The 18141-nt window shown below is 62.6% G+C and carries 18 protein-coding genes and 1 riboswitch; of the genes, 3 read left to right on the forward strand and 15 right to left on the reverse strand.

What is annotated here, in order from left to right:
- Positions 1 to 18 precede the first annotated feature (18 nt).
- The 15 genes from NMG70_RS22080 to NMG70_RS22150 all read right to left on the reverse strand — a co-directional run bounded on the left by NMG70_RS22080 (position 19) and on the right by NMG70_RS22150 (position 14837).
- Entirely contained in the window at positions 19 to 1524 is a 1506-nt protein-coding gene (locus NMG70_RS22080) for an NADH-quinone oxidoreductase subunit M (RefSeq protein WP_254026480.1), read from the reverse strand.
- Positions 1524 to 3497: an NADH-quinone oxidoreductase subunit L gene (gene nuoL, locus NMG70_RS22085; protein ID WP_254026481.1), complete on the reverse strand. Its 1974-nt coding sequence runs from the start codon at positions 3495 to 3497 to the stop codon at positions 1524 to 1526. Before nuoL ends, NMG70_RS22080 begins: the two co-directional genes overlap by 1 nt.
- Before the next feature lie 11 nt (positions 3498 to 3508).
- Complete coding sequence (nuoK, locus tag NMG70_RS22090; RefSeq protein ID WP_023798863.1) at positions 3509 to 3817, reverse strand: NADH-quinone oxidoreductase subunit NuoK; 309 nt, start codon at positions 3815 to 3817, stop codon at positions 3509 to 3511.
- Between the two features lies 1 nt (position 3818).
- Complete coding sequence (locus NMG70_RS22095) at positions 3819 to 4439, reverse strand: NADH-quinone oxidoreductase subunit J (RefSeq protein WP_091594336.1); 621 nt, start codon at positions 4437 to 4439, stop codon at positions 3819 to 3821.
- 262 nt (positions 4440 to 4701) lie between these two features.
- Positions 4702 to 5193, reverse strand: coding sequence for an NADH-quinone oxidoreductase subunit NuoI (nuoI, locus tag NMG70_RS22100; protein ID WP_023798861.1), 492 nt, complete (start codon positions 5191 to 5193; stop codon positions 4702 to 4704).
- Positions 5193 to 6236, reverse strand: a complete 1044-nt coding sequence (nuoH, locus tag NMG70_RS22105; RefSeq protein WP_254026482.1) for an NADH-quinone oxidoreductase subunit NuoH — start codon at positions 6234 to 6236, stop codon at positions 5193 to 5195. Before nuoH ends, nuoI begins: the two co-directional genes overlap by 1 nt.
- Before the next feature lie 2 nt (positions 6237 to 6238).
- On the reverse strand, positions 6239 to 8320 hold the full coding sequence (gene nuoG / locus NMG70_RS22110) for an NADH-quinone oxidoreductase subunit NuoG (protein WP_254026483.1): 2082 nt from the start codon (positions 8318 to 8320) through the stop codon (positions 6239 to 6241).
- Positions 8320 to 8631 carry a pentapeptide repeat-containing protein gene (locus NMG70_RS22115; protein ID WP_254026484.1) on the reverse strand — a complete coding sequence of 104 codons (312 nt, stop codon included), beginning with the start codon at positions 8629 to 8631 and terminating at the stop codon, positions 8320 to 8322. Before NMG70_RS22115 ends, nuoG begins: the two co-directional genes overlap by 1 nt.
- An 8-nt stretch (positions 8632 to 8639) precedes the next feature.
- Complete coding sequence (locus NMG70_RS22120) at positions 8640 to 9332, reverse strand: helix-hairpin-helix domain-containing protein (RefSeq protein ID WP_254026485.1); 693 nt, start codon at positions 9330 to 9332, stop codon at positions 8640 to 8642.
- A 127-nt stretch (positions 9333 to 9459) separates the two neighbouring features.
- On the reverse strand, positions 9460 to 10764 hold the full coding sequence (gene nuoF, locus NMG70_RS22125; protein WP_254026486.1) for an NADH-quinone oxidoreductase subunit NuoF: 1305 nt from the start codon (positions 10762 to 10764) through the stop codon (positions 9460 to 9462).
- A gap of 10 nt (positions 10765 to 10774) precedes the next feature.
- On the reverse strand, positions 10775 to 12091 hold the full coding sequence (locus NMG70_RS22130; RefSeq protein ID WP_254026487.1) for an NADH-quinone oxidoreductase subunit E: 1317 nt from the start codon (positions 12089 to 12091) through the stop codon (positions 10775 to 10777).
- Positions 12092 to 13282, reverse strand: a complete 1191-nt coding sequence (locus NMG70_RS22135; RefSeq protein ID WP_254026488.1) for an NADH-quinone oxidoreductase subunit D — start codon at positions 13280 to 13282, stop codon at positions 12092 to 12094.
- Between the two features lie 9 nt (positions 13283 to 13291).
- Positions 13292 to 13894, reverse strand: coding sequence for an NADH-quinone oxidoreductase subunit C (locus NMG70_RS22140; RefSeq protein WP_436798437.1), 603 nt, complete (start codon positions 13892 to 13894; stop codon positions 13292 to 13294).
- Positions 13895 to 13899: 5 nt separating this feature from the next.
- Positions 13900 to 14481 (reverse strand): NuoB/complex I 20 kDa subunit family protein, encoded by a 582-nt coding sequence (locus NMG70_RS22145; RefSeq protein ID WP_254026489.1) that lies wholly within the window; start codon positions 14479 to 14481, stop codon positions 13900 to 13902.
- Entirely contained in the window at positions 14472 to 14837 is a 366-nt protein-coding gene (locus NMG70_RS22150; RefSeq protein WP_023798850.1) for an NADH-quinone oxidoreductase subunit A, read from the reverse strand. Before NMG70_RS22150 ends, NMG70_RS22145 begins: the two co-directional genes overlap by 10 nt.
- A gap of 334 nt (positions 14838 to 15171) precedes the next feature.
- Here NMG70_RS22150 and NMG70_RS22155 point away from each other — a divergent pair, with 334 nt between their 5' ends.
- The 3 genes from NMG70_RS22155 to cobW all read left to right on the forward strand — a co-directional run bounded on the left by NMG70_RS22155 (position 15172) and on the right by cobW (position 18123).
- A complete protein-coding gene (locus NMG70_RS22155) occupies positions 15172 to 16368 on the forward strand; it encodes a winged helix-turn-helix domain-containing protein (RefSeq protein WP_254026490.1) in 1197 nt (398 codons plus the stop codon).
- Between the two features lie 29 nt (positions 16369 to 16397).
- Positions 16398 to 16601, forward strand: a riboswitch (cobalamin riboswitch).
- Positions 16602 to 16639: 38 nt separating this feature from the next.
- Positions 16640 to 17074 (forward strand): DUF1636 family protein, encoded by a 435-nt coding sequence (locus tag NMG70_RS22160; RefSeq protein WP_254026491.1) that lies wholly within the window; start codon positions 16640 to 16642, stop codon positions 17072 to 17074.
- Complete coding sequence (cobW, locus tag NMG70_RS22165; RefSeq protein WP_254026492.1) at positions 17071 to 18123, forward strand: cobalamin biosynthesis protein CobW; 1053 nt, start codon at positions 17071 to 17073, stop codon at positions 18121 to 18123. The genes NMG70_RS22160 and cobW overlap by 4 nt, the downstream gene beginning before the upstream one ends.
- The last annotated feature ends 18 nt before the right edge of the window (positions 18124 to 18141 follow it).

An 18141-nucleotide genomic window follows, 5' to 3' on the forward strand; every position in this document is an offset into this window, starting at 1 on the left:
GTTCGCAAACCTCCCGGGTCAGTTCGCCGCCGCGGTCTGCGCGGTGTCGATGGATGCGGTGACATTGGTGACGAGCGCCTTGACCGATGCGGCGGTCGCGTCGAAGACCGGCGCCGGGTAGACGCCGAAGAAGATGACCAGCGCGGCCAGCGGATAGATGATCACCTTCTCGCGCGTCGACAGGTCGAGCAGGCCTTTCAGGCTGTCCTTCGTCAGCGCGCCGAAGATCACCCGGCGATACAGCCAAAGCGCATAGGCCGCCGACAGAATAACGCCGGTGGCGGCGAAGAACGCCACCCAGGTGTTGACCCGGAACACGCCGAGCATGGTCAGGAACTCGCCGACGAAGCCGCTGGTGCCGGGCAGGCCGACATTGGCCATGGTGAAGATCATGAACACGGTGGCGTATTTCGGCATGTTGTTGACCAGCCCGCCATAGGCGTCGATGTCGCGCGTGTGCATGCGGTCGTAGATGACGCCGACGCAGAGGAACAGCGCGCCGGAGACCAGACCGTGCGACAGCATCTGGAAGATCGCCCCCTGGACGCCTTCCTGGTTCATCGCGAAGATCCCCATGGTGACGAAGCCCATGTGGGCGACCGACGAATAGGCGATCAGCTTCTTCATGTCCTCCTGCATCAACGCCACCAGCGAGGTGTAGATGATGGCGACGACGGACAGCGCGAAGACCAGCGGCGCAAACATCTCCGAGGCGATCGGAAACATCGGCAAGGAGAAGCGCAGGAAGCCATATCCGCCCATCTTGAGCAGGATGGCGGCCAGGATGACCGAACCGGCCGTCGGCGCCTCGACATGGGCGTCCGGCAGCCAGGTGTGCACCGGCCACATCGGCATCTTCACGGCGAAAGACGCGAAGAAGGCGAGCCATAGCCAAGTCTGCATGGAGGCTGGGAAGTTGTGCGTCAGTAGCGTCGGGATGTCGGTGGTGCCGGACTGGAAGAACATCGCCATGATGGCGAGCAGCATCAGCACCGAGCCGGCCAGCGTATAGAGGAAGAACTTGAACGAGGCGTAGACGCGCCGCTTGCCACCCCATACGCCGATGATGATGAACATTGGGATCAGACCGGCTTCGAAGAAGACGTAGAACAAAACGATGTCGAGCGCGCAGAACACGCCGATCATCAGCGTCTCCAGCAGCAGGAACGCGATCATGTAGGCCTTGACGCGCTTCTCGATAGATTCCCACGAAGCCAGGATGCAGAGCGGCATCAGGAAGGTGGTCAGGATGACGAACAGCATGGAGATGCCGTCGACGCCCATATGGTAGGAGATGCCGGAATCCAGCCAGGCAAACTTCTCGACGAACTGGAAGCCGGGCTCCGCATTGTCGAAGCCGGTCCAGATGAACAGCGAGATGATGAAAGTGATGCTCGTCGTCCACAACGCAATGGCGCGGATGTTGCGGCGGGCATTCTCGCTGTCGTCATTGATCACCAGAATGAACAGCACACCAACCAGCGGCAGGAAGGTGACCAGCGAGAGGATCGGCCAGGCGGTCATCAGAGCATCATCCAGGTGACGAATGCGGCAACGCCGATCAGCATGGCGAAGGCATAGTGATAGAGGTAGCCGGTCTGCAGTTTGACGACCCGGTTGGTGACGTCGACGACGCGCGCCGACACCCCGTCAGGACCAAGTCCGTCGATGACGGTGCCGTCGCCGGTCTTCCACAGAAAGTGGCCGAGGCGTTTTGCCGGCCGCACGAACAGGAAGTCGAAGAGTTCGTCGAAATACCACTTGTTGAGCAGGAAGGCGTACAGCCCGCGATGCTGCGCCGCGAGGTTCTTCGGCATCTCCGGCGCGCGGATGTAGAATTGCCAGGCAATCGCGAAGCCGATCAGCATGGCGACGAACGGCGACAGCTTCACCCAAAACGGCACTTCGTGGATGTCGTGCAGGATGTGGTTCTCCGGCAGCGTGAACAGCGACGCCTTCCAGAACTCGGCATAACCCTCGCCGATGAAGGCGCCATGGAAAATCACGCCGGCCAACAGCGCGCCCGCCGCCAGGATGTACAGCGGCACCAGCATGACCGGCGGCGATTCATGGACGTGGTGCATGACCTCGTGGCTCGCCCGCGGCTGGCCGTGGAAGGTCATGAAGATCAGCCGCCAGGAATAGAAGCTGGTGAAGCAGGCGGCGACGACCAGCAGCACGAAGGCAAGGCCGGCGACCGGATTATGCGCGGCAAAGGCGCTTTCGATGATCGCGTCCTTGGAGAAGAAGCCGGCGGTGCCGATGACCGTCACCGGAATGCCGACGCCGGTCAGCGCCAGCGTGCCGATCACCATCATCCAGTAGGTCTTCGGAATGAGCGTTCTGAGACCGCCCATCCTGCGCATGTCCTGTTCATCGGAGACGGCGTGGATCACCGAGCCCGAGCCGAGGAACAGCAGCGCCTTGAAGAAGGCATGCGTGAACAGATGGAAGATCGCCGCGCCATAGGCGCCGACGCCGAGCGCCACGAACATGTAGCCGAGCTGCGAGCAGGTCGAATAGGCGATGACGCGCTTGATGTCGTTCTGGACAAGGCCGACGGTCGCCGCGAAGAAGGCGGTGAAGGCGCCGATGAAGGTGACCACGATCAGCGCCGAATGCGACAACTCAAACAGCGGCGACAGCCGCGCCAGCATGAACACGCCGGCGGTCACCATGGTGGCGGCATGGATGAGCGCCGAGACCGGCGTCGGGCCTTCCATGGCGTCCGGCAGCCAGGTGTGCAGCGGCACCTGGGCCGACTTGCCCATGGCGCCCATGAACAACAGCAGGCAGACGACGGTCATCGCGGCCTGCTTGTCGAGCGCATAGCCGAGGAAGGTCAGCACGGCAGCGCCCTCGGGGGCGCCTTCGGCCGGAATGAACGTCGCTGCATTGGCGAATATGGTGCCGAGATTGACCGAGCCGAACAGGACGAACACACCGAAGATGCCGAGCGCGAAACCGAAATCGCCGACGCGGTTGACGACGAAGGCCTTGATTGCGGCGGCATTGGCCGACGGCTTCTTGTACCAGAAGCCGATCAGCAGGTAGGAGGCGAGACCGACGCCTTCCCAGCCAAAGAACATCTGCACGAGGTTGTCAGCGGTCACCAGCATCAGCATGGCGAAGGTGAACAGCGACAGATAGGCGAAGAAGCGCGGCCGGTTCGGGTCGTGATGCATGTAGCCGATCGAGTAGATGTGGACCAGCGCCGACACCGTGTTGACGACGACCAGCATCACCACCGTCAGCGTATCGATGCGCAGCGCCCAAGCGGCCTCCAACCCGCCCGACTGGATCCAGCGCATCACCGGCACGGTGAACACCTCGCCCTCGCCGAAACCGACGGCGAAGAAGGCGACCCACGACAGCACGGCCGATATCACCAGGAAGCCGGAGGTGATGTATTCGGACGCCTTGGCGCCGAGCGACGTGCCGAACAGGCCGACGATCAGGAAGCCGAGCAGCGGAAGGAAGACGATGGCCTGATACATGGTGGTTTCCGTCAACCCTTCATCATGTTCACGTCTTCGACCGCGATCGAGCCGCGGTTGCGGAAGAAGACGACGAGAATGGCGAGGCCGATCGCCGCTTCGGCCGCTGCGACCGTCAGCACGAACAGCGCGAACACCTGTCCGACGAGATCGCCGAGCGCTGCCGAGAAGGCGACGAAATTGATGTTGACCGCGAGCAGGATCAGCTCGATCGACATCAGGATGACAATGATGTTCCTGCGGTTGAGGAAGATGCCGAACACGCCGAGCGTGAACAGGATCGCCGATACGGTCAGATAATGTGCGATGCCGACGACCATCTCAGATTCCCTCGCCCGTCTTGACCTTGCGGATTTCCATTCCCGTTGCCGGCGTGCGGCCGACCTGGGCAGCGATTGACTGCCTCTTGATGCCCGGCTTGTGGCGCAGCGTCAGCACAATGGCGCCGATCATGGCGACCAGCAGCACAAGGCCCGCAATCTGGAAATAGTAGAGGTAGTCCGTATAGAGGATGTCGCCGAGTGCTGCCGTGTTCGAGCGCGCGGCAAGGTCCGGAATGGGTTTTGCAACCGTCGCCGCCAGTTGCGGCGCGAACGTATAGCCGCCGAGCACGACGATCAGCTCAGCCGCCAGGATCAGCCCGACCAGCGCGCCGATCGGCGCGTATTGCAGGGCGCCTTCCTTCATTTCGGCGAAATCGACGTCGAGCATCATGACGACGAACAGGAACAACACCATGACCGCGCCGACATAGACGACGAGCAGGATCATCGCCAGGAACTCTGCGCCGGTCAGCATGAACAGGCCGGCGGCATTGAAGAAGGTCAGGATCAGGAACAGCACCGAATGCACGGGATTGCGCGCCGAAATGACCATGAACGCCGACGCGACCGCGACAAAGGCGAAGAGGTAGAAAAAGGCCGCCTCTAGTCCATTCAGCATGGGTTCCCCCGGGTTCCTGTCCAAACAGGACGTTCGTCCTGTTTGATGTGTGGCTTCGTTCCGCCTCCGGTGCCGAAGCCGCGTTGTCCATAAACGAGGCCTCTCGCCCCGTCCATGCGTCATTCCGTTTCCTTTTCCCCGTTTACGGGAGAAGGTGGCCCGAACGGCCGGATGAGGGGCAGGCTGAATTTTGCGACGTCGGCGCCGCCCCTCATCTGCCTGCCGGCATCTTCTCCCCGTGAACGGGGAGAAGAAAGCTGTCTTATCGGTACGGCGCGTCCAGCGAGATGTTGCGCGCCAGTTCGCGCTCCCAGCGGTCGCCATTGGCCAAGAGCTTGTCCTTGTCGTAATAAAGTTCCTCGCGCGTCTCGGTCGCGAATTCGAAATTCGGCCCTTCGACGATGGCGTCGACCGGGCAGGCTTCCTGGCAGAAGCCGCAATAGATGCACTTCACCATGTCGATATCGTAGCGCACCGTGCGGCGGGTGCCGTCGTTGCGGCGCGGGCCGGCCTCGATTGTGATCGCCTGCGCCGGGCAGATCGCCTCGCACAGTTTGCAGGCGATGCAGCGTTCCTCGCCGTTCGGATAGCGGCGCAGCGCATGCTCGCCGCGGAAGCGCGGGCTGGTCGGCCCCTTCTCGTGCGGATAGTTGATCGTCTCCTTCGGCGCGAAGAACTGGCGCATCGACAGGAAGAAGGCGCTGACGAAATCCTGCAGCAGCAGCGACTTTGCGGCTTGGGCTAAAGCAGACATCACGCAAACCCCGTGATCTTGAGGAACGCGGCGACAATCACCACCATCGCCAGCGAGATCGGCAGGAAGACCTTCCAGCCGAGCCGCATCAGCTGGTCGTAGCGGTAGCGCGGCACGAAGGCCTTCACCATCGAGATCATGAAGAACACCAGGCAGACCTTGAGCACGAACCAGATCAGCCCCGGCACCCAGGTGAAGGGGGCGAAGTCGAAGGGCGGCAGCCAGCCGCCGAGGAACAGGATGGTGGCCAGCGCGCACATCAGCACGATGGCGACATATTCGCCGAGGAAGAACAGCAAGAACGGCGTCGACGAATATTCGACCATGTGGCCGGCGACGAGTTCCGATTCGGCTTCCACAAGGTCGAAGGGCGGGCGGTTCGTTTCGGCCAGCGCCGAGATGAAGAAGATGACGAACATCGGGAACAGCGACAGCCAATGCCAGTCGAGGAAAGTGTTGGGCAGGCCAATCCGCGTGCCCAGCCCATCCTGCTGCGACAGCACGATATCGGACAGGTTGAGCGAGCCGACGCAAAGCAGCACTGTGACGATGACGAAACCGATCGAGACCTCGTAGGACACCATCTGCGCCGCCGAGCGCAGCGCGCCGAGGAACGGATATTTCGAGTTGGACGCCCAGCCGCCCATGATCACGCCATAGACCTCGAGCGAGGAGATGGCGAAGACATAGAGGATGCCGACATTGACGTTGGCGATCGCCCAGCCCTCATTGACCGGAATGACTGCCCAGGCCGAGATCGCCAGCACCGCCGAAACCAGCGGCGCCAGCAGAAAAACGCCCTTGTTGGCGCCGGACGGGATCACCGGCTCCTTGAACACGAACTTCAGAAGGTCGGCGAAAGCCTGCAGCGTGCCCCATGGGCCGACGACGTTGGGGCCGCGGCGCAGCTGCACCGCCGCCCAGATCTTGCGGTCCGCGTACAGGATGTAGGCGACAAAGATCAACAGCACGACGATCAGCACGACCGACTTCAACAGGATGAGCAGCGCCGGCAACACGTAGAAGGAGACGAAGGTGTCCATGATTATTCCGCCGCCTGCCTAAAACCGTTTTTCGCCAGCGCCGAGCATTCCGCCATCACTGCGGAGGCCCGCGCGATCGGGTTGGTCAGGTAGAAATCCTTGACCGGCGAGGTGAAGCTGCCCTTGTCCAGCCGCCCACCGAGCTTCGCCACCTCAGTGATATCGTCAGCATTGCCGGCCGCGACCTGGTCGATGCGGGCAAGATGCGGGTATTCCGAATAGAGTTTCGCGCGCAGCTGCGGCAAAGAATCGAACGGCAATCTCTTGCCCAGCACATCCGACAGCGCCCGCAGGATCGCCCAGTCCTCGCGCGCATCGCCCGGCGCGAAGCCGGCACGGTTGGTCTGCTGAACCCGGCCCTCGGTGTTGACGAAGGTGCCCGATTTTTCGGTATAGGCGGCGCCCGGCAGGATGACGTCGGCGCGATGCGCGCCGTGGTCGCCATGCGTGCCGATATAAACGACGAAGGCGCCGCCGGTCCTGGTCATGTCGATCTCGTCGGCGCCGAGGAAGAACAGCACCTCCATGGCGCCCAGCATGCCGGCGACGCTCTTGCCGCCCTCGCCCGGCACGAAGCCGACATCGAGACCGCCGACACGCGCCGCCGCAGTGTGCAGCACGGCAAAGCCGTTCCAGTCGGCTCTCGCGGCATTGACGGCCAGGCTGAGCTTCGCCGCCTGGCCGAGCACGGCCGCGCCGTCCGAGCGCGACAGCGCGCCCTGACCGACGATCACAAGCGGATGCGTCGCATTCTTCAGCACCTGGAAGAATTTGCCGTTGCCGTCGGCCAAATCCTTCAGCGATTCCGTTCCGGCGCCGAGCTGCTCATAGTCGTAGCGCGTATCGCCGACATCGCCGATGACGCCGACCGGCAGGTTGCCGACCCTCCACCGTTTGCGAATGCGGGCGTTGAGCAAGGACGCCTCGAAGCGCGGATTGGCGCCGATGATCAGCACCGCGTCGGCCTGCTCGATGCCCTCGATGGTCGGGTTGAAGATATAGCCTGCCCGGCCAAGCGACGGATCGAGCGCGGCGCCATCCTGGCGGCAGTCGGTGTTCTTCGAGCCGAGCGAGGCCATCAGCAGCTTCAGCGCATAGATCTCCTCGACGGCGGCGAGATCGCCTGATATGGCGCCGATCTTGTCGGGCGCGGTGCTCGACACCGCTTCCTTGATCGCGGAAAAAGCCTCGGCCCAGCTTGCCGGGGCCAGCTTGCCGTTCTTGCGGACATATGGCCGGTCGAGGCGCTGGGTGCGCAAGCCGTCCCAGATGAAGCGGGTCTTGTCTGAAATCCACTCCTCGTTCACCGCCTCGTTGGTGCGCGGCAGGATGCGCATCACCTCGCGGCCTCTGGAATCGACGCGGATCGCCGAGCCGACAGCGTCCATGACATCGATGGATTCGGTCTTGGTCAGTTCCCACGGCCGCGCCTGGAAGGCGTAGGGCCTGGAGGTCAGCGCGCCGACCGGGCAAAGGTCGATGACGTTGCCCTGCAGTTCCGATGTCATCGCGCTTTCGAGATAGGTGGTGATTTCGGCGTCCTCGCCGCGGCCGATCAGGCCGAGCTCGGAAATGCCGGCAATTTCGGTGGTGAAGCGGACGCAGCGCGTGCAATGGATGCAGCGGTTCATGATCGTCTTGACCAGCGGCCCGATATACTTGTCTTCGACCGCCCGCTTGTTCTCGTGATAGCGCGACGAATCGACGCCGAACGCCATCGCCTGGTCCTGCAGGTCGCACTCGCCGCCCTGGTCGCAGATCGGGCAATCGAGCGGATGGTTGATCAGCAGGAATTCCATCACGCCTTCCCGGGCCTTCTTGACCATCGGCGTGTTGGTGAAAATTTCCGGCGTTTCGCCATTTGGTCCCGGGCGCAGATCGCGAACGCCCATGGCGCAGGACGCCTGCGGCTTGGGCGGCCCGCCCTTCACCTCGATCAGGCACATGCGGCAATTGCCGGCGATCGACAGCCGCTCATGGAAGCAGAAGCGCGGCACTTCGGCGCCGGCGTCCTCGGCTGCCTGCAGCAGCGTGTAGTGGTCGGGTACAGTAATCTCTTTCCCGTCGACCTTGAGCTTTGCCATCAATTGCCCCCGGCGGTCTTCGCCGTCTCATATGCCTGGAACACGTCGTCAAGGCTGATGCCGTTGATCATCATGCCCGCGACCTGCGCGTTTTCTATCTTCACATTGCTCATGTTCACATTGGTGAAATACGCATTCGAAAGTTTGGCGTCTTCCACCCTGGTGTTGCTCAGGTTGGTGCGGTGGATCCTGGCCGCCGACAGGTTGACGTCGTGAAACCGCGTGTACGACATGTTGACGTCATCGAAATTGGAATTGCTGACGATGGCGTTGCGCACGTCGAGAACATCGCGCCTGTCATGGACCTCCATCTCGTCCCCTACCTCTCGGCCTTGGCGGCTAGCGCCGCCGCCTGGCGAAGCCAGTTATCGCGACCGATGCGGCCCTTGAACGACAGATAATCGTCGACCCAGGCGATCTCTTCCGGCGTCCATGCCGCGATCTGGCCGTAGGTCCAGATGCCCAAGCCGTTCAGCACCTGTTCCAGCTTCGGCCCGATGCCCGATATCGCCTTGAGGTCGGCCGGGTTTGCCGGACGATTCATTGCCTTGGGCTGCTTGAAGTCCTCCGGCATCAACCCGGCCGGTGCGGCAGCCGCATCCACTACGCTGGGTGCAGCGTCCATGCTGTTCGCCGCTATGTCATTCACGTTCCGGGCGAAGGACTGCGCCTCGGCGATCAAGGTTTTCGTCGCCGCGCGCGCCTTGGTCGAGGAGCTTGCTCCTGTCTGCGAAAGGCGTTCGACCCTGGCATCCAAATCGTCGACGATCGGTTGGAAGAGCCGCTGCGAGGCCTCGGCGGCACCCGAGAGCACGCCCATCCACACCCCGAAGGCATGATTGGCAAGCCCGATGCCGAGCGCCGACATCGCTGCCGCACCCGCGACAGGGTGCGCCAGGAGATTGACAGCGCTGGCCATCTCCTTCGGCATCATCCTGGTCAGGTCCTGGCTCATCTTCTCGAACGGTTCCAAATCTGGCACAAAATGATCGGGTCTCGAATTCAGCGACATGGGTGGTCTCCTGGTCGTCTCTTCCGTATGCCCCGGCCTGTTTCCTCAAATCGGGCGTTCGCCCGTATTTCAAATCGGGCATTTGCCCGTATTTCAAATCGGGCATTCGCCCGCTTCAAATTCTTCTCTATTCCGCCGCCACCATCACCGGCTCTGCCCGGTGCGCATTGCGCGAAAACTCGTCGATGCGCCGCTCCACCTCGCCGCGGAAATGCCGCATCAGGCCCTGGATCGGCCACGCCGCCGCATCACCCAGCGCGCAGATCGTGTGGCCTTCGACCTGTTTGGTCACGTCGAGCAGCATGTCGATCTCGCGCTTCTGAGCCTCGCCCCGCACCAACCGCTCCATCACCCGCCACATCCAGCCGGTGCCTTCGCGGCACGGCGTGCACTGGCCGCAGCTCTCGTGCTTGTAGAAGTAGGAAAGCCGGGCAATCGCCTTCACGATATCGGTCGATTTGTCCATGACGATAACAGCCGCCGTGCCGAGACCCGATTTCAGGTCGCGCAACGCATCGAAATCCATCGGCGCGTCGATGATCTGTTCCGCCGGCACCAGCGGCACCGAAGCGCCGCCCGGAATGACCGCCAGCAGATTGTCCCAGCCGCCGCGAATGCCGCCGCAATGCGTCTCGATCAGTTCGCGGAACGGGATCGACATCGCCTCTTCGACGGTGCACGGATTGTTGACGTGGCCGGAAATGCAGAACAGCTTGGTGCCGACATTGTTGGGCCGGCCGAAGGACGAGAACCAGGCAGCGCCGCGGCGCAAAATGGTTGGCGCCACCGCAATCGACTCGACATTGTTGACCGTCGTCGGGCAGCCATAGAGGCCGACATTGGCCGGAAACGGCGGCTTCAGCCGCGGCTGGCCCTTCTTGCCTTCGAGGCTTTCGAGCAGCGCCGTTTCCTCGCCGCAGATATAGGCGCCGGCGCCATGATGCATGTAGATGTCGAAATCGTAGCCGGAAATGTTGTTCTTGCCGATCAGCTTGGCCGCATAGGCCTCACCGATGGCGCGCTGCAGCGCCTCGCGCTCGCGGATGAACTCGCCGCGCACATAGATGTAGGCCGCAACCGCGCCCATGGCGAAGCCGGCGATCAGGCAGCCTTCGACCAGCGTGTGCGGGTCATGGCGCAAAATGTCGCGGTCCTTGCAGGTGCCGGGTTCGGATTCGTCGGCATTGACGACGAGATAGCTCGGCCGGCCGTCGCTCTGCTTGGGCATGAACGACCATTTCAGCCCGGTCGGGAAGCCGGCGCCGCCGCGGCCGCGCAGGCCTGATGCCTTCATCTCATTGACGATCCAGTCGCGCCCCTTGGCGATGATGCCTGGCGTGTTGTCCCAGGCGCCGCGCGCCATTGCGCCGGCCAGCGACTTGTCGAAGCGGCCGTAGATGTTGTTGAAGATGCGGTCTCTGTCCTGAAGCATTGTTCGTCCCTCAGACCGGCTTCTTGCCGAAGACGCGGATATATTCGGCGACCCCGCCCTTGGCCAGCGCCTTGGCCTGCTTGACCCAGTCTTCGCGCTCGATGCGGCCCCGCAGACTGAGATAACCGTCGACCCACTCGCGCTCGGCCTTGGTCCATGACGCGACTTGCGCGTAGGTGAAGATGCCAAGCGAATGCAGTATGCCTTCGGTTCTCGGGCCGACCCCCGAGACCAGCTTGAGATCGTCGACCAGTGCCGGCCTCGCGATGCCGGCCGGACGGTTCTTGTCCTCGAGCGAAGGCTTGGCAGGCTTGACGGTTTTTTTGCCGGCAGCGCCGATCGGCGCTTCCTTAAACTCCGGCGCCTTGAAAGCAGCCGCCGGCTCAGCCTTGACGATCGGGCCGCTGCGCTGTTTCAAAACCTTTTCGACTTCCGGCGCGGCCTTGTTGGCATTGGCGGCCGAATGCCGCGGTGCTCTGACGCTCGCCGCCTTTTCCGTCTCTGGCGCGACCTTTGCCGGAGAAGGCGTCTCCAGCGCCGGGCTGGTTTCGGGCGCATCGGTCTTCGGCTTGCTGGCCTTCGACGGCGCGGCAGGGGCCGCCGGCTCCTGTACGGCCGGAGCCGCCGGCGTCGCGACAATTGCCGCTGGTGCTGCCTGCCTGGCGGCCCTCGCAGCCGCCTTGGCTTCCCTGTCGCGGGTCGTCTTCAGGATTGCCTTTTCGCTCTTCAGCGTCGTCAGACCGCTGATCGGCTCGGAGGTGATGCGGCCGTTCTGCGGCCCGGGCGTCACCGAGGCGCCCTTGCCGGCATCATAGAGGTCGATGATCTCGGCAAGCCGCTCCGGCGTCAGATCCTCGAAAGTGTCCTTGAAGATCATCACCATCGGCGCGTTGACGCAGGCGCCAAGGCATTCGACCTCTTCCCACGACAGCGTGCCCTTGTCGTTGGTGTGGAACTGGTCGTGATGGATCTTCGAGCGGCACACGTCCATCAGCGCTTCCGAACCGCGCAGCATGCAGGGCGTGGTGCCGCAGACCTGGATATGCGCGCGGGTGCCGACAGGATTGAGCTGGTATTGCGTGTAGAAGGTCGCGACTTCGAGCCCTCTGATGTAGGGCATGCCGAGCATGTCGGAGATCGTCTCGATCGCCGCCTTGGTCACCCAGCCATCCTGCTCCTGCGCCAGCATCAGCAACGGGATGATCGCCGACTGCTCGCGGCCCTTGGGATATTTCTTGATCCATTGCTTCGCCGCTGCCGCATTCGCCCGGTTGAAGGCGAAGGAGGCTGGCTGGAGGCTGGCTTCTGCGAGACGGCGGACTGACATTTATCGATCGACCTCACCAAACACGATGTCGAGGGAGCCGAGAACGGCGGTGACGTCGGCCAGCATGTGGCCGCGGCACAAAAAATCCATGGCCTGCAGATGCGCGAAGCCGGGCGCGCGCAGCTTGCAGCGGTACGGCTTGTTGGTGCCGTCCGAGACCAGGTAGACGCCAAACTCGCCTTTTGGGGCTTCGACCGCCGCATAAACCTCGCCGGCCGGCACACGGTAGCCCTCGGTGTACAGCTTGAAGTGATGGATCAGCGCCTCCATCGAACGCTTCATCGCCGCGCGCTTCGGCGGCACCACCTTGCCGTCGAGGTTCGACACCGGCCCGCTGCCTTCCTTGCCGAGCAGCAGGTCGACGCATTGGCGCATGATGTTCGCCGACTGGCGCATCTCTTCCATGCGCACGAGATAACGGTCGTAGCAGTCGCCGTTCTTGCCGATTGGAATGTCGAAATCCATCTCGGCATAGCATTCATAAGGCTGCGACTTGCGCAGGTCCCAGGCGACGCCGGATCCACGCACCATGACGCCCGAAAAGCCCCACGCCCAGGCATCGTCCAGCGAGACGGTGCCGATGTCGACATTGCGCTGCTTGAAGATGCGGTTGCCGGTGAGCAGTGCGTCGAGATCGTCGAGCGATTTCAGGAACGGATCAATCCAGTTGCCGATATCCTCGACCAGCTGCTGCGGCAGGTCCTGGTGGACGCCGCCGGGCCGGAAATAGGCCGCATGCATACGCGAGCCGCTGGCCCGCTCGTAGAACACCATCAGCTTTTCGCGCTCGACGAAGCCCCAAAGCGGCGGCGTCAACGCGCCGACATCCATCGCCTGCGTCGTCACATTGAGGATGTGCGACATGATGCGGCCGATCTCGCAATAAAGCACGCGGATCAGCTGGCCGCGCTTCGGCACCTCGATGCCGAGCAGCCGCTCTGCGGCCAGTGCAAAGGCATGCTCCTGGTTCATCGGCGCGCAGTAGTCGAGCCGGTCCAGATAGGGCACGGCCTGCAAATATGTCTTCGCCTCGATCAGCTTTTCAGTGCCGCGATGCAACAGCCCGATATGCGGATCGACGCGATCGACGACTTCGCCGTCCAACTCAAGAACCAGCCTCAAAACACCATGCGCTGCAGGGTGTTGAGGTCCAAAGTTGATGTTAAAATTGCGGACGGAGGTTTCAGCCATTCTGGCGTCTCAATTCGTCTTGGCTTTCTCGTCGCCGGGCAAGACGTAGTCCGTCCCTTCCCATGGCGAGAGAAAATCGAAATTGCGGAATTCCTGTTTCAATTCCACCGGCTCGTAGATGACCCGCTTGGCCTCGTCGTCGTAGCGCACCTCGACGAAACCGGTCAGCGGGAAATCCTTGCGCAGCGGATGACCCTCGAAGCCGTAATCGGTCAGAATCCGCCTGAGATCGGGATGGCCCGAAAACAGCACGCCATAGAGATCGTAGGCCTCGCGCTCGAACCAGTCGGCGCCGGGATAAACGCCGGTGATCGACGGCACCACCGTCTCTTCGTCGGCCTGGACCTTGATGCGGATGCGAATATTCTGCTTCGGCGACAGCAGGTGGTAGACAACGTCGAAGCGCTTGGCCCGCGATGGATAATCGGCGCCGCAGACGTCGATGATCGAGATGAACTGGCATTTTGGATCGTCGCGCAGGAAGCTCACCACCTCGATCAGATCCTGCGGCTCGACCGAGATGGTGAGTTCGCCATAGGCAAACACCGCATCGCCGATCCGGCCGCTCAGCTTCTCGCCGAGATAGGTCGAGAGTTCATTCAGGCTCATCATCCCGCTCACCGCTCGATCGTGCCGGTGCGGCGGATCTTCTTTTGCAACAGAAGGATGCCGTAGAGCAGCGCTTCCGCACTGGGCGGACAGCCGGGCACATAAATGTCGACAGGCACGACGCGATCGCAGCCGCGCACCACCGAATAGGAATAGTGGTAGTAGCCGCCGCCATTGGCGCAGGAGCCCATCGAGATGACGTAGCGCGGCTCCGGCATCTGGTCGTAGACCTTGCGCAGCGCCGGCGCCATCTTGTTGGTCAGCGTGCCGGCGACGATCATGATGTCGGACTGGCGAGGCGACGCGCGCGGCGCTACGCCGAACCTCTCCGAGTCGTAGCGCGGCATCGAGGTGTGGATCATCTCGACCGCGCAGCAGGCAAGACCGAAAGTCATGAACATCAGCGAGCCGCTGCGCGCCCAGGTGATCAGCGCCTCGGTCGAGGTGACGAGAAAGCCCTTGTCAGCAAGCTCGTTGTTGATCTCGAGGAAGAAAGGATCATTCGCCTCCAGCGGCTTTCCGGTGCTGGGGTCGAGAATGCCTTTCGGCTTCGGCGCGACGAGCGTGCCGGAATTGTCGCTCAATCCCATTCCAGCGCTCCTTTCTTCCATTCATAGGCAAAGCCGATGGTCAGCACCGCCAGAAACACCATCATCGACCAGAAACCGAGCATGCCGATCTGGCTGAAGGACACTGCCCACGGAAACAGGAAGGCCACCTCAAGATCGAAGATGATGAACAGGATCGACACCAGGTAGAAGCGGATGTCGAACTTCATGCGGGCATCGTCGAAGGAGTTGAAGCCGCATTCATAGGCGGAAAGCTTTTCCGGATCGGGATTGCGGTAGGCCACCAGAAAGGGTGCGGCAAGCAGCGCCAGGCCGACGACCAGCGCCACGCCGATGAACAGGACGATGGGCAGGTACGAACTCAATAATGCGTTCATGCTGCAGCTTTCCGTTGGCGGCCAATCCACTCTGATTACAGCACCGGACCCACTTGCGGAAGCGTGACAGTTTAACCACTGAACCGTTTTAGGGGCTCTATGCTGCAACGCGGCGAGGGTTAGCGCAGGGCTTTCGGCGAAGCAAGTCAAACCTTGTTCAAAACACGATGCTGGAGGGCATATCCGGATAAACTGGTCCGATCCGCTCCTGTTTGTTTTCCTTCATGTTTCACTCCAGTTTTCTCTCCTGACATAGATGCCGCCAAAACCCTGCTAGCATGACGCGGAATCATTCGCCCCAACCTTGGTCGAAAGCCAACAGAGTGCCGTCTGCATGAAGGAAAAAATCTCGCTCGCCATGGCCCGGCGCATCGCGCTTGCCGCACAGGGGTTTGCCGATCCTCGCCCCAGCAGCACGCCTGACCGCCGTCATCTGGCCCGTGTGCTTGGCCGCACCGGCCTGCTGCAGATCGATTCCGTCAGCGCGGTGGTGCGCGCTCACTATATGCCACTCTATTCGCGGCTTGGCCCCTACCCGCTTGCCCTGCTCGACAACGCCGCCGTGACGCGTAAGCGCAAACTCTTCGAATATTGGGCGCACGAAGCCTCCTTTCTGCCGGTCGAAACCTATCCGCTGATGCGCTGGCGCATGGAGCGGGCCGAACGCGGCGAGGAAATGTATAATGGGCTGGCCAAGTGGGGCCGCGAGCGCGCCACTTATATCGAAGACATTTACCGCGAGGTAGTGTCGCGCGGCCCGATCGCCGCATCGGCTCTCGAAGGCCAGAAAGGCTCCGGCGGCTGGTGGGGTTGGAGCGACGCCAAGCACGCTTTCGAATGGCTGTTCTGGGCCGGCCGCATCACCACCGCGTCGCGTCGTGGCTTCGAGCGGCTTTATGATCTGCCGGAGCGCGTGCTGCCGCCGGCAGTACTTGCCCTGCCTGTGCCCTCGCCTGAGGATGCGCACCGCGAATTGCTGCGCATCTCAGCCCGCGCCCACGGCGTCGCGACAGCGGGCGATCTGCGCGACTATTTCCGCCTCTCTCCGGCCGACATCAAGGGCCGCATCGAGGAACTGGTCGACGCCGGCGACCTCTTGCCGGTGACCGTCGAAGGCTGGAGCAAGCCCGCCTATCTCCACAAGGACGCCCGTTTTCCGCGTAAGATCAAGGCGCGCACCTTACTCGCTCCGTTCGATCCCGTCGTCTTCGAGCGAGCGCGCACGGAAAGACTGTTCGACTTCCGCTATCGCATCGAGATCTACACCCCGGCCGAAAAGCGCCAATACGGCTATTACGTGCTGCCGTTCCTGCTCGGCGACAGGATCGTGGCGCGCATCGACCTTCGGGCTGACCGCCCCGCCGGCGTGCTGCGCGTCCATGCCGCCTATGCCGAGCCCGGCGCGCCGCCGCAAACCGCCGCCGAGCTTTTCGAGGAATTGAAGCTGATGCAGGGTTGGCTCGGCCTGGAACGCATCGAGGTGACGCCGGCCGGCGATCTGGGTTCGGCTCTCGCCGACATTGCCGCGTAGACGTCCGTTGACACGACTACCTCCACAAGCCTAAATCCGGTTCAGACGGTCTCCTCTCGGCAAAGGGAGGAGCCAAGAGGGAATGCGGTGCGAAATCTCGATTTCAAATCCGCGGCTGTCCCCGCAACTGTAAGCGACGAGCCAAGGCCGATAACCACTGGGAAAATCCCGGGAAGGCGGCACCAAGGCGATGACCCGCGAGCCAGGAGACCTGCCGTCTAGGACATAAAAATCCGATCGCCTGGCGGGTTTTCCGGGCAAGGAGCCTGATTTGGAACGCGACAGCAGTTTTTCGGCTGAGACAGCGGATTTATTATCCCGCGATAATGACGCTTTGGCCGGTGTCACCGTCGTCGTCTGCGCCTCCTGCCGTGACGAGACCGGCTCCGATGGCCATCCCCGCGCCGGCGAATTGTTGGCCGAAGACACGCGCCGCGCCGCCTCTGGCGAAAACATCCGTATCCGCAGCGTCGAATGCCTCGGCAACTGCAAGCGCCGCCTCAGCGCCGCTATCCTGCGCGACGGCTGCTGGAGCTATGTCTTTGGCGACCTGACCACGACCAGCGGCGCCGATCTCATCACCGGCGCAAAACTCTTCGCTACTTCGACCGACGGCCTGATTCCATGGCGCGGCCGCCCCGATTGCCTGAAGCGCGGCCTCGTTGCCCGCATCCCTCCCCTCGACCTTTTGAAGGACCAGATATGACCGCTCCAGAGTCGTCCGCTAATTTCTCCCGCGTACCCTGCACCGTCGTCACCGGCTTCCTCGGCGCCGGCAAGACGACGCTGATCCGCCATCTGCTCGAAAACGCTGGCGGCAAGCGGCTGGCCATTATCGTCAACGAGTTCGGCGACATCGGCATCGACGGCGAGATCCTTAGGGGATGCGGCATCGACACCTGCCCTGAGGAAAACATCGTCGAACTGGCCAATGGCTGTATCTGCTGCACCGTCGCCGACGATTTCGTCCCGGCGCTCGACCGGATCCTGTCGCTGACGCCCAGGGTCGACCATATCCTGATCGAAACCTCCGGGCTGGCCCTGCCCAAGCCGCTGGTCCAGGCCTTCCAGTGGCCGACGGTGAAAAGCCGGGTGACGGTCGACAGCGTCATTGCCGTGGTCGACGGACCGGCGCTGGCCGAAGGCCGCGTTGCCAACGACATGGACGCCCTGCAGGCGCAGCGCGCGCAGGACGAAACGCTCGACCACGACGATCCGGTCGAGGAGGTGTTCGAGGACCAGCTCGCCTGCGCCGACCTGATCATATTGTCGAAGAGCGACCTGATGGACGTCGCCGGCTCGGCCCGCGCCAATGCCGTCATCGGTGAGCACGCCGCCCGCGCCGTCAAGATCGTGCCGGCCTCGCAGGGCAAGGTCGATCCGTCTGTGCTGCTCGGGCTCGGCCTTGCCGTCGAGGACGACATCGAGAATCGCAAGACCCACCACGATGACGAGCTCGATCACGAGCATGACGATTTCGACTCGTTCGTCATTGACATTCCGTCGATCGCCAATCCCGATGAGCTGGCTTTGCGTGTCGCCACCGCGGCGGAAGAAGAAAACGTGCTGCGCGTAAAAGGGTTCGTCGACGTCGGCGGAAAGCCGATGCGGCTGTTGCTGCAGGCTGTCGGGCCGCGCGTTAATCACTATTACGACCGCGCCTGGACTGCTGAAGACGACCGCCGCTCGCGCCTCGTCGTCATCGGCCTGAAAGGGCTGAACCGCCCGGCCATCGAGCGTATTCTCGCCGGCTGACCTCAGGCACGAGCCGCG

Source organism: Mesorhizobium ventifaucium, assembly GCF_935822925.1.
Taxonomy (GTDB): domain Bacteria; phylum Pseudomonadota; class Alphaproteobacteria; order Rhizobiales; family Rhizobiaceae; genus Mesorhizobium; species Mesorhizobium ventifaucium.

Bases quoted from the DNA above. Each gene is read 5' to 3' on its own strand.
- NMG70_RS22080 (WP_254026480.1), bottom strand. From the start codon at position 1,524: ATGACCGCCTGGCCGATCCTCTCGCTGGTCACCTTCCTGCCGCTGGTT.
- nuoL (WP_254026481.1), bottom strand. From the start codon at position 3,497: ATGTATCAGGCCATCGTCTTCCTTCCGCTGCTCGGCTTCCTGATCGTC.
- nuoK (WP_023798863.1), bottom strand. From the start codon at position 3,817: ATGGTCGTCGGCATCGCACATTATCTGACCGTATCGGCGATCCTGTTC.
- NMG70_RS22095 (WP_091594336.1), bottom strand. From the start codon at position 4,439: ATGCTGAATGGACTAGAGGCGGCCTTTTTCTACCTCTTCGCCTTTGTC.
- nuoI (WP_023798861.1), bottom strand. From the start codon at position 5,193: ATGTCTGCTTTAGCCCAAGCCGCAAAGTCGCTGCTGCTGCAGGATTTC.
- nuoH (WP_254026482.1), bottom strand. From the start codon at position 6,236: ATGGACACCTTCGTCTCCTTCTACGTGTTGCCGGCGCTGCTCATCCTG.
- nuoG (WP_254026483.1), bottom strand. From the start codon at position 8,320: ATGGCAAAGCTCAAGGTCGACGGGAAAGAGATTACTGTACCCGACCAC.
- NMG70_RS22115 (WP_254026484.1), bottom strand. From the start codon at position 8,631: ATGGAGGTCCATGACAGGCGCGATGTTCTCGACGTGCGCAACGCCATC.
- NMG70_RS22120 (WP_254026485.1), bottom strand. From the start codon at position 9,332: ATGTCGCTGAATTCGAGACCCGATCATTTTGTGCCAGATTTGGAACCG.
- nuoF (WP_254026486.1), bottom strand. From the start codon at position 10,764: ATGCTTCAGGACAGAGACCGCATCTTCAACAACATCTACGGCCGCTTC.
- NMG70_RS22130 (WP_254026487.1), bottom strand. From the start codon at position 12,091: ATGTCAGTCCGCCGTCTCGCAGAAGCCAGCCTCCAGCCAGCCTCCTTC.
- NMG70_RS22135 (WP_254026488.1), bottom strand. From the start codon at position 13,282: ATGGCTGAAACCTCCGTCCGCAATTTTAACATCAACTTTGGACCTCAA.
- NMG70_RS22140 (WP_436798437.1), bottom strand. From the start codon at position 13,894: ATGATGAGCCTGAATGAACTCTCGACCTATCTCGGCGAGAAGCTGAGC.
- NMG70_RS22145 (WP_254026489.1), bottom strand. From the start codon at position 14,481: ATGGGATTGAGCGACAATTCCGGCACGCTCGTCGCGCCGAAGCCGAAA.
- NMG70_RS22150 (WP_023798850.1), bottom strand. From the start codon at position 14,837: ATGAACGCATTATTGAGTTCGTACCTGCCCATCGTCCTGTTCATCGGC.
- NMG70_RS22155 (WP_254026490.1), top strand. From the start codon at position 15,172: ATGAAGGAAAAAATCTCGCTCGCCATGGCCCGGCGCATCGCGCTTGCC.
- cobW (WP_254026492.1), top strand. From the start codon at position 17,071: ATGACCGCTCCAGAGTCGTCCGCTAATTTCTCCCGCGTACCCTGCACC.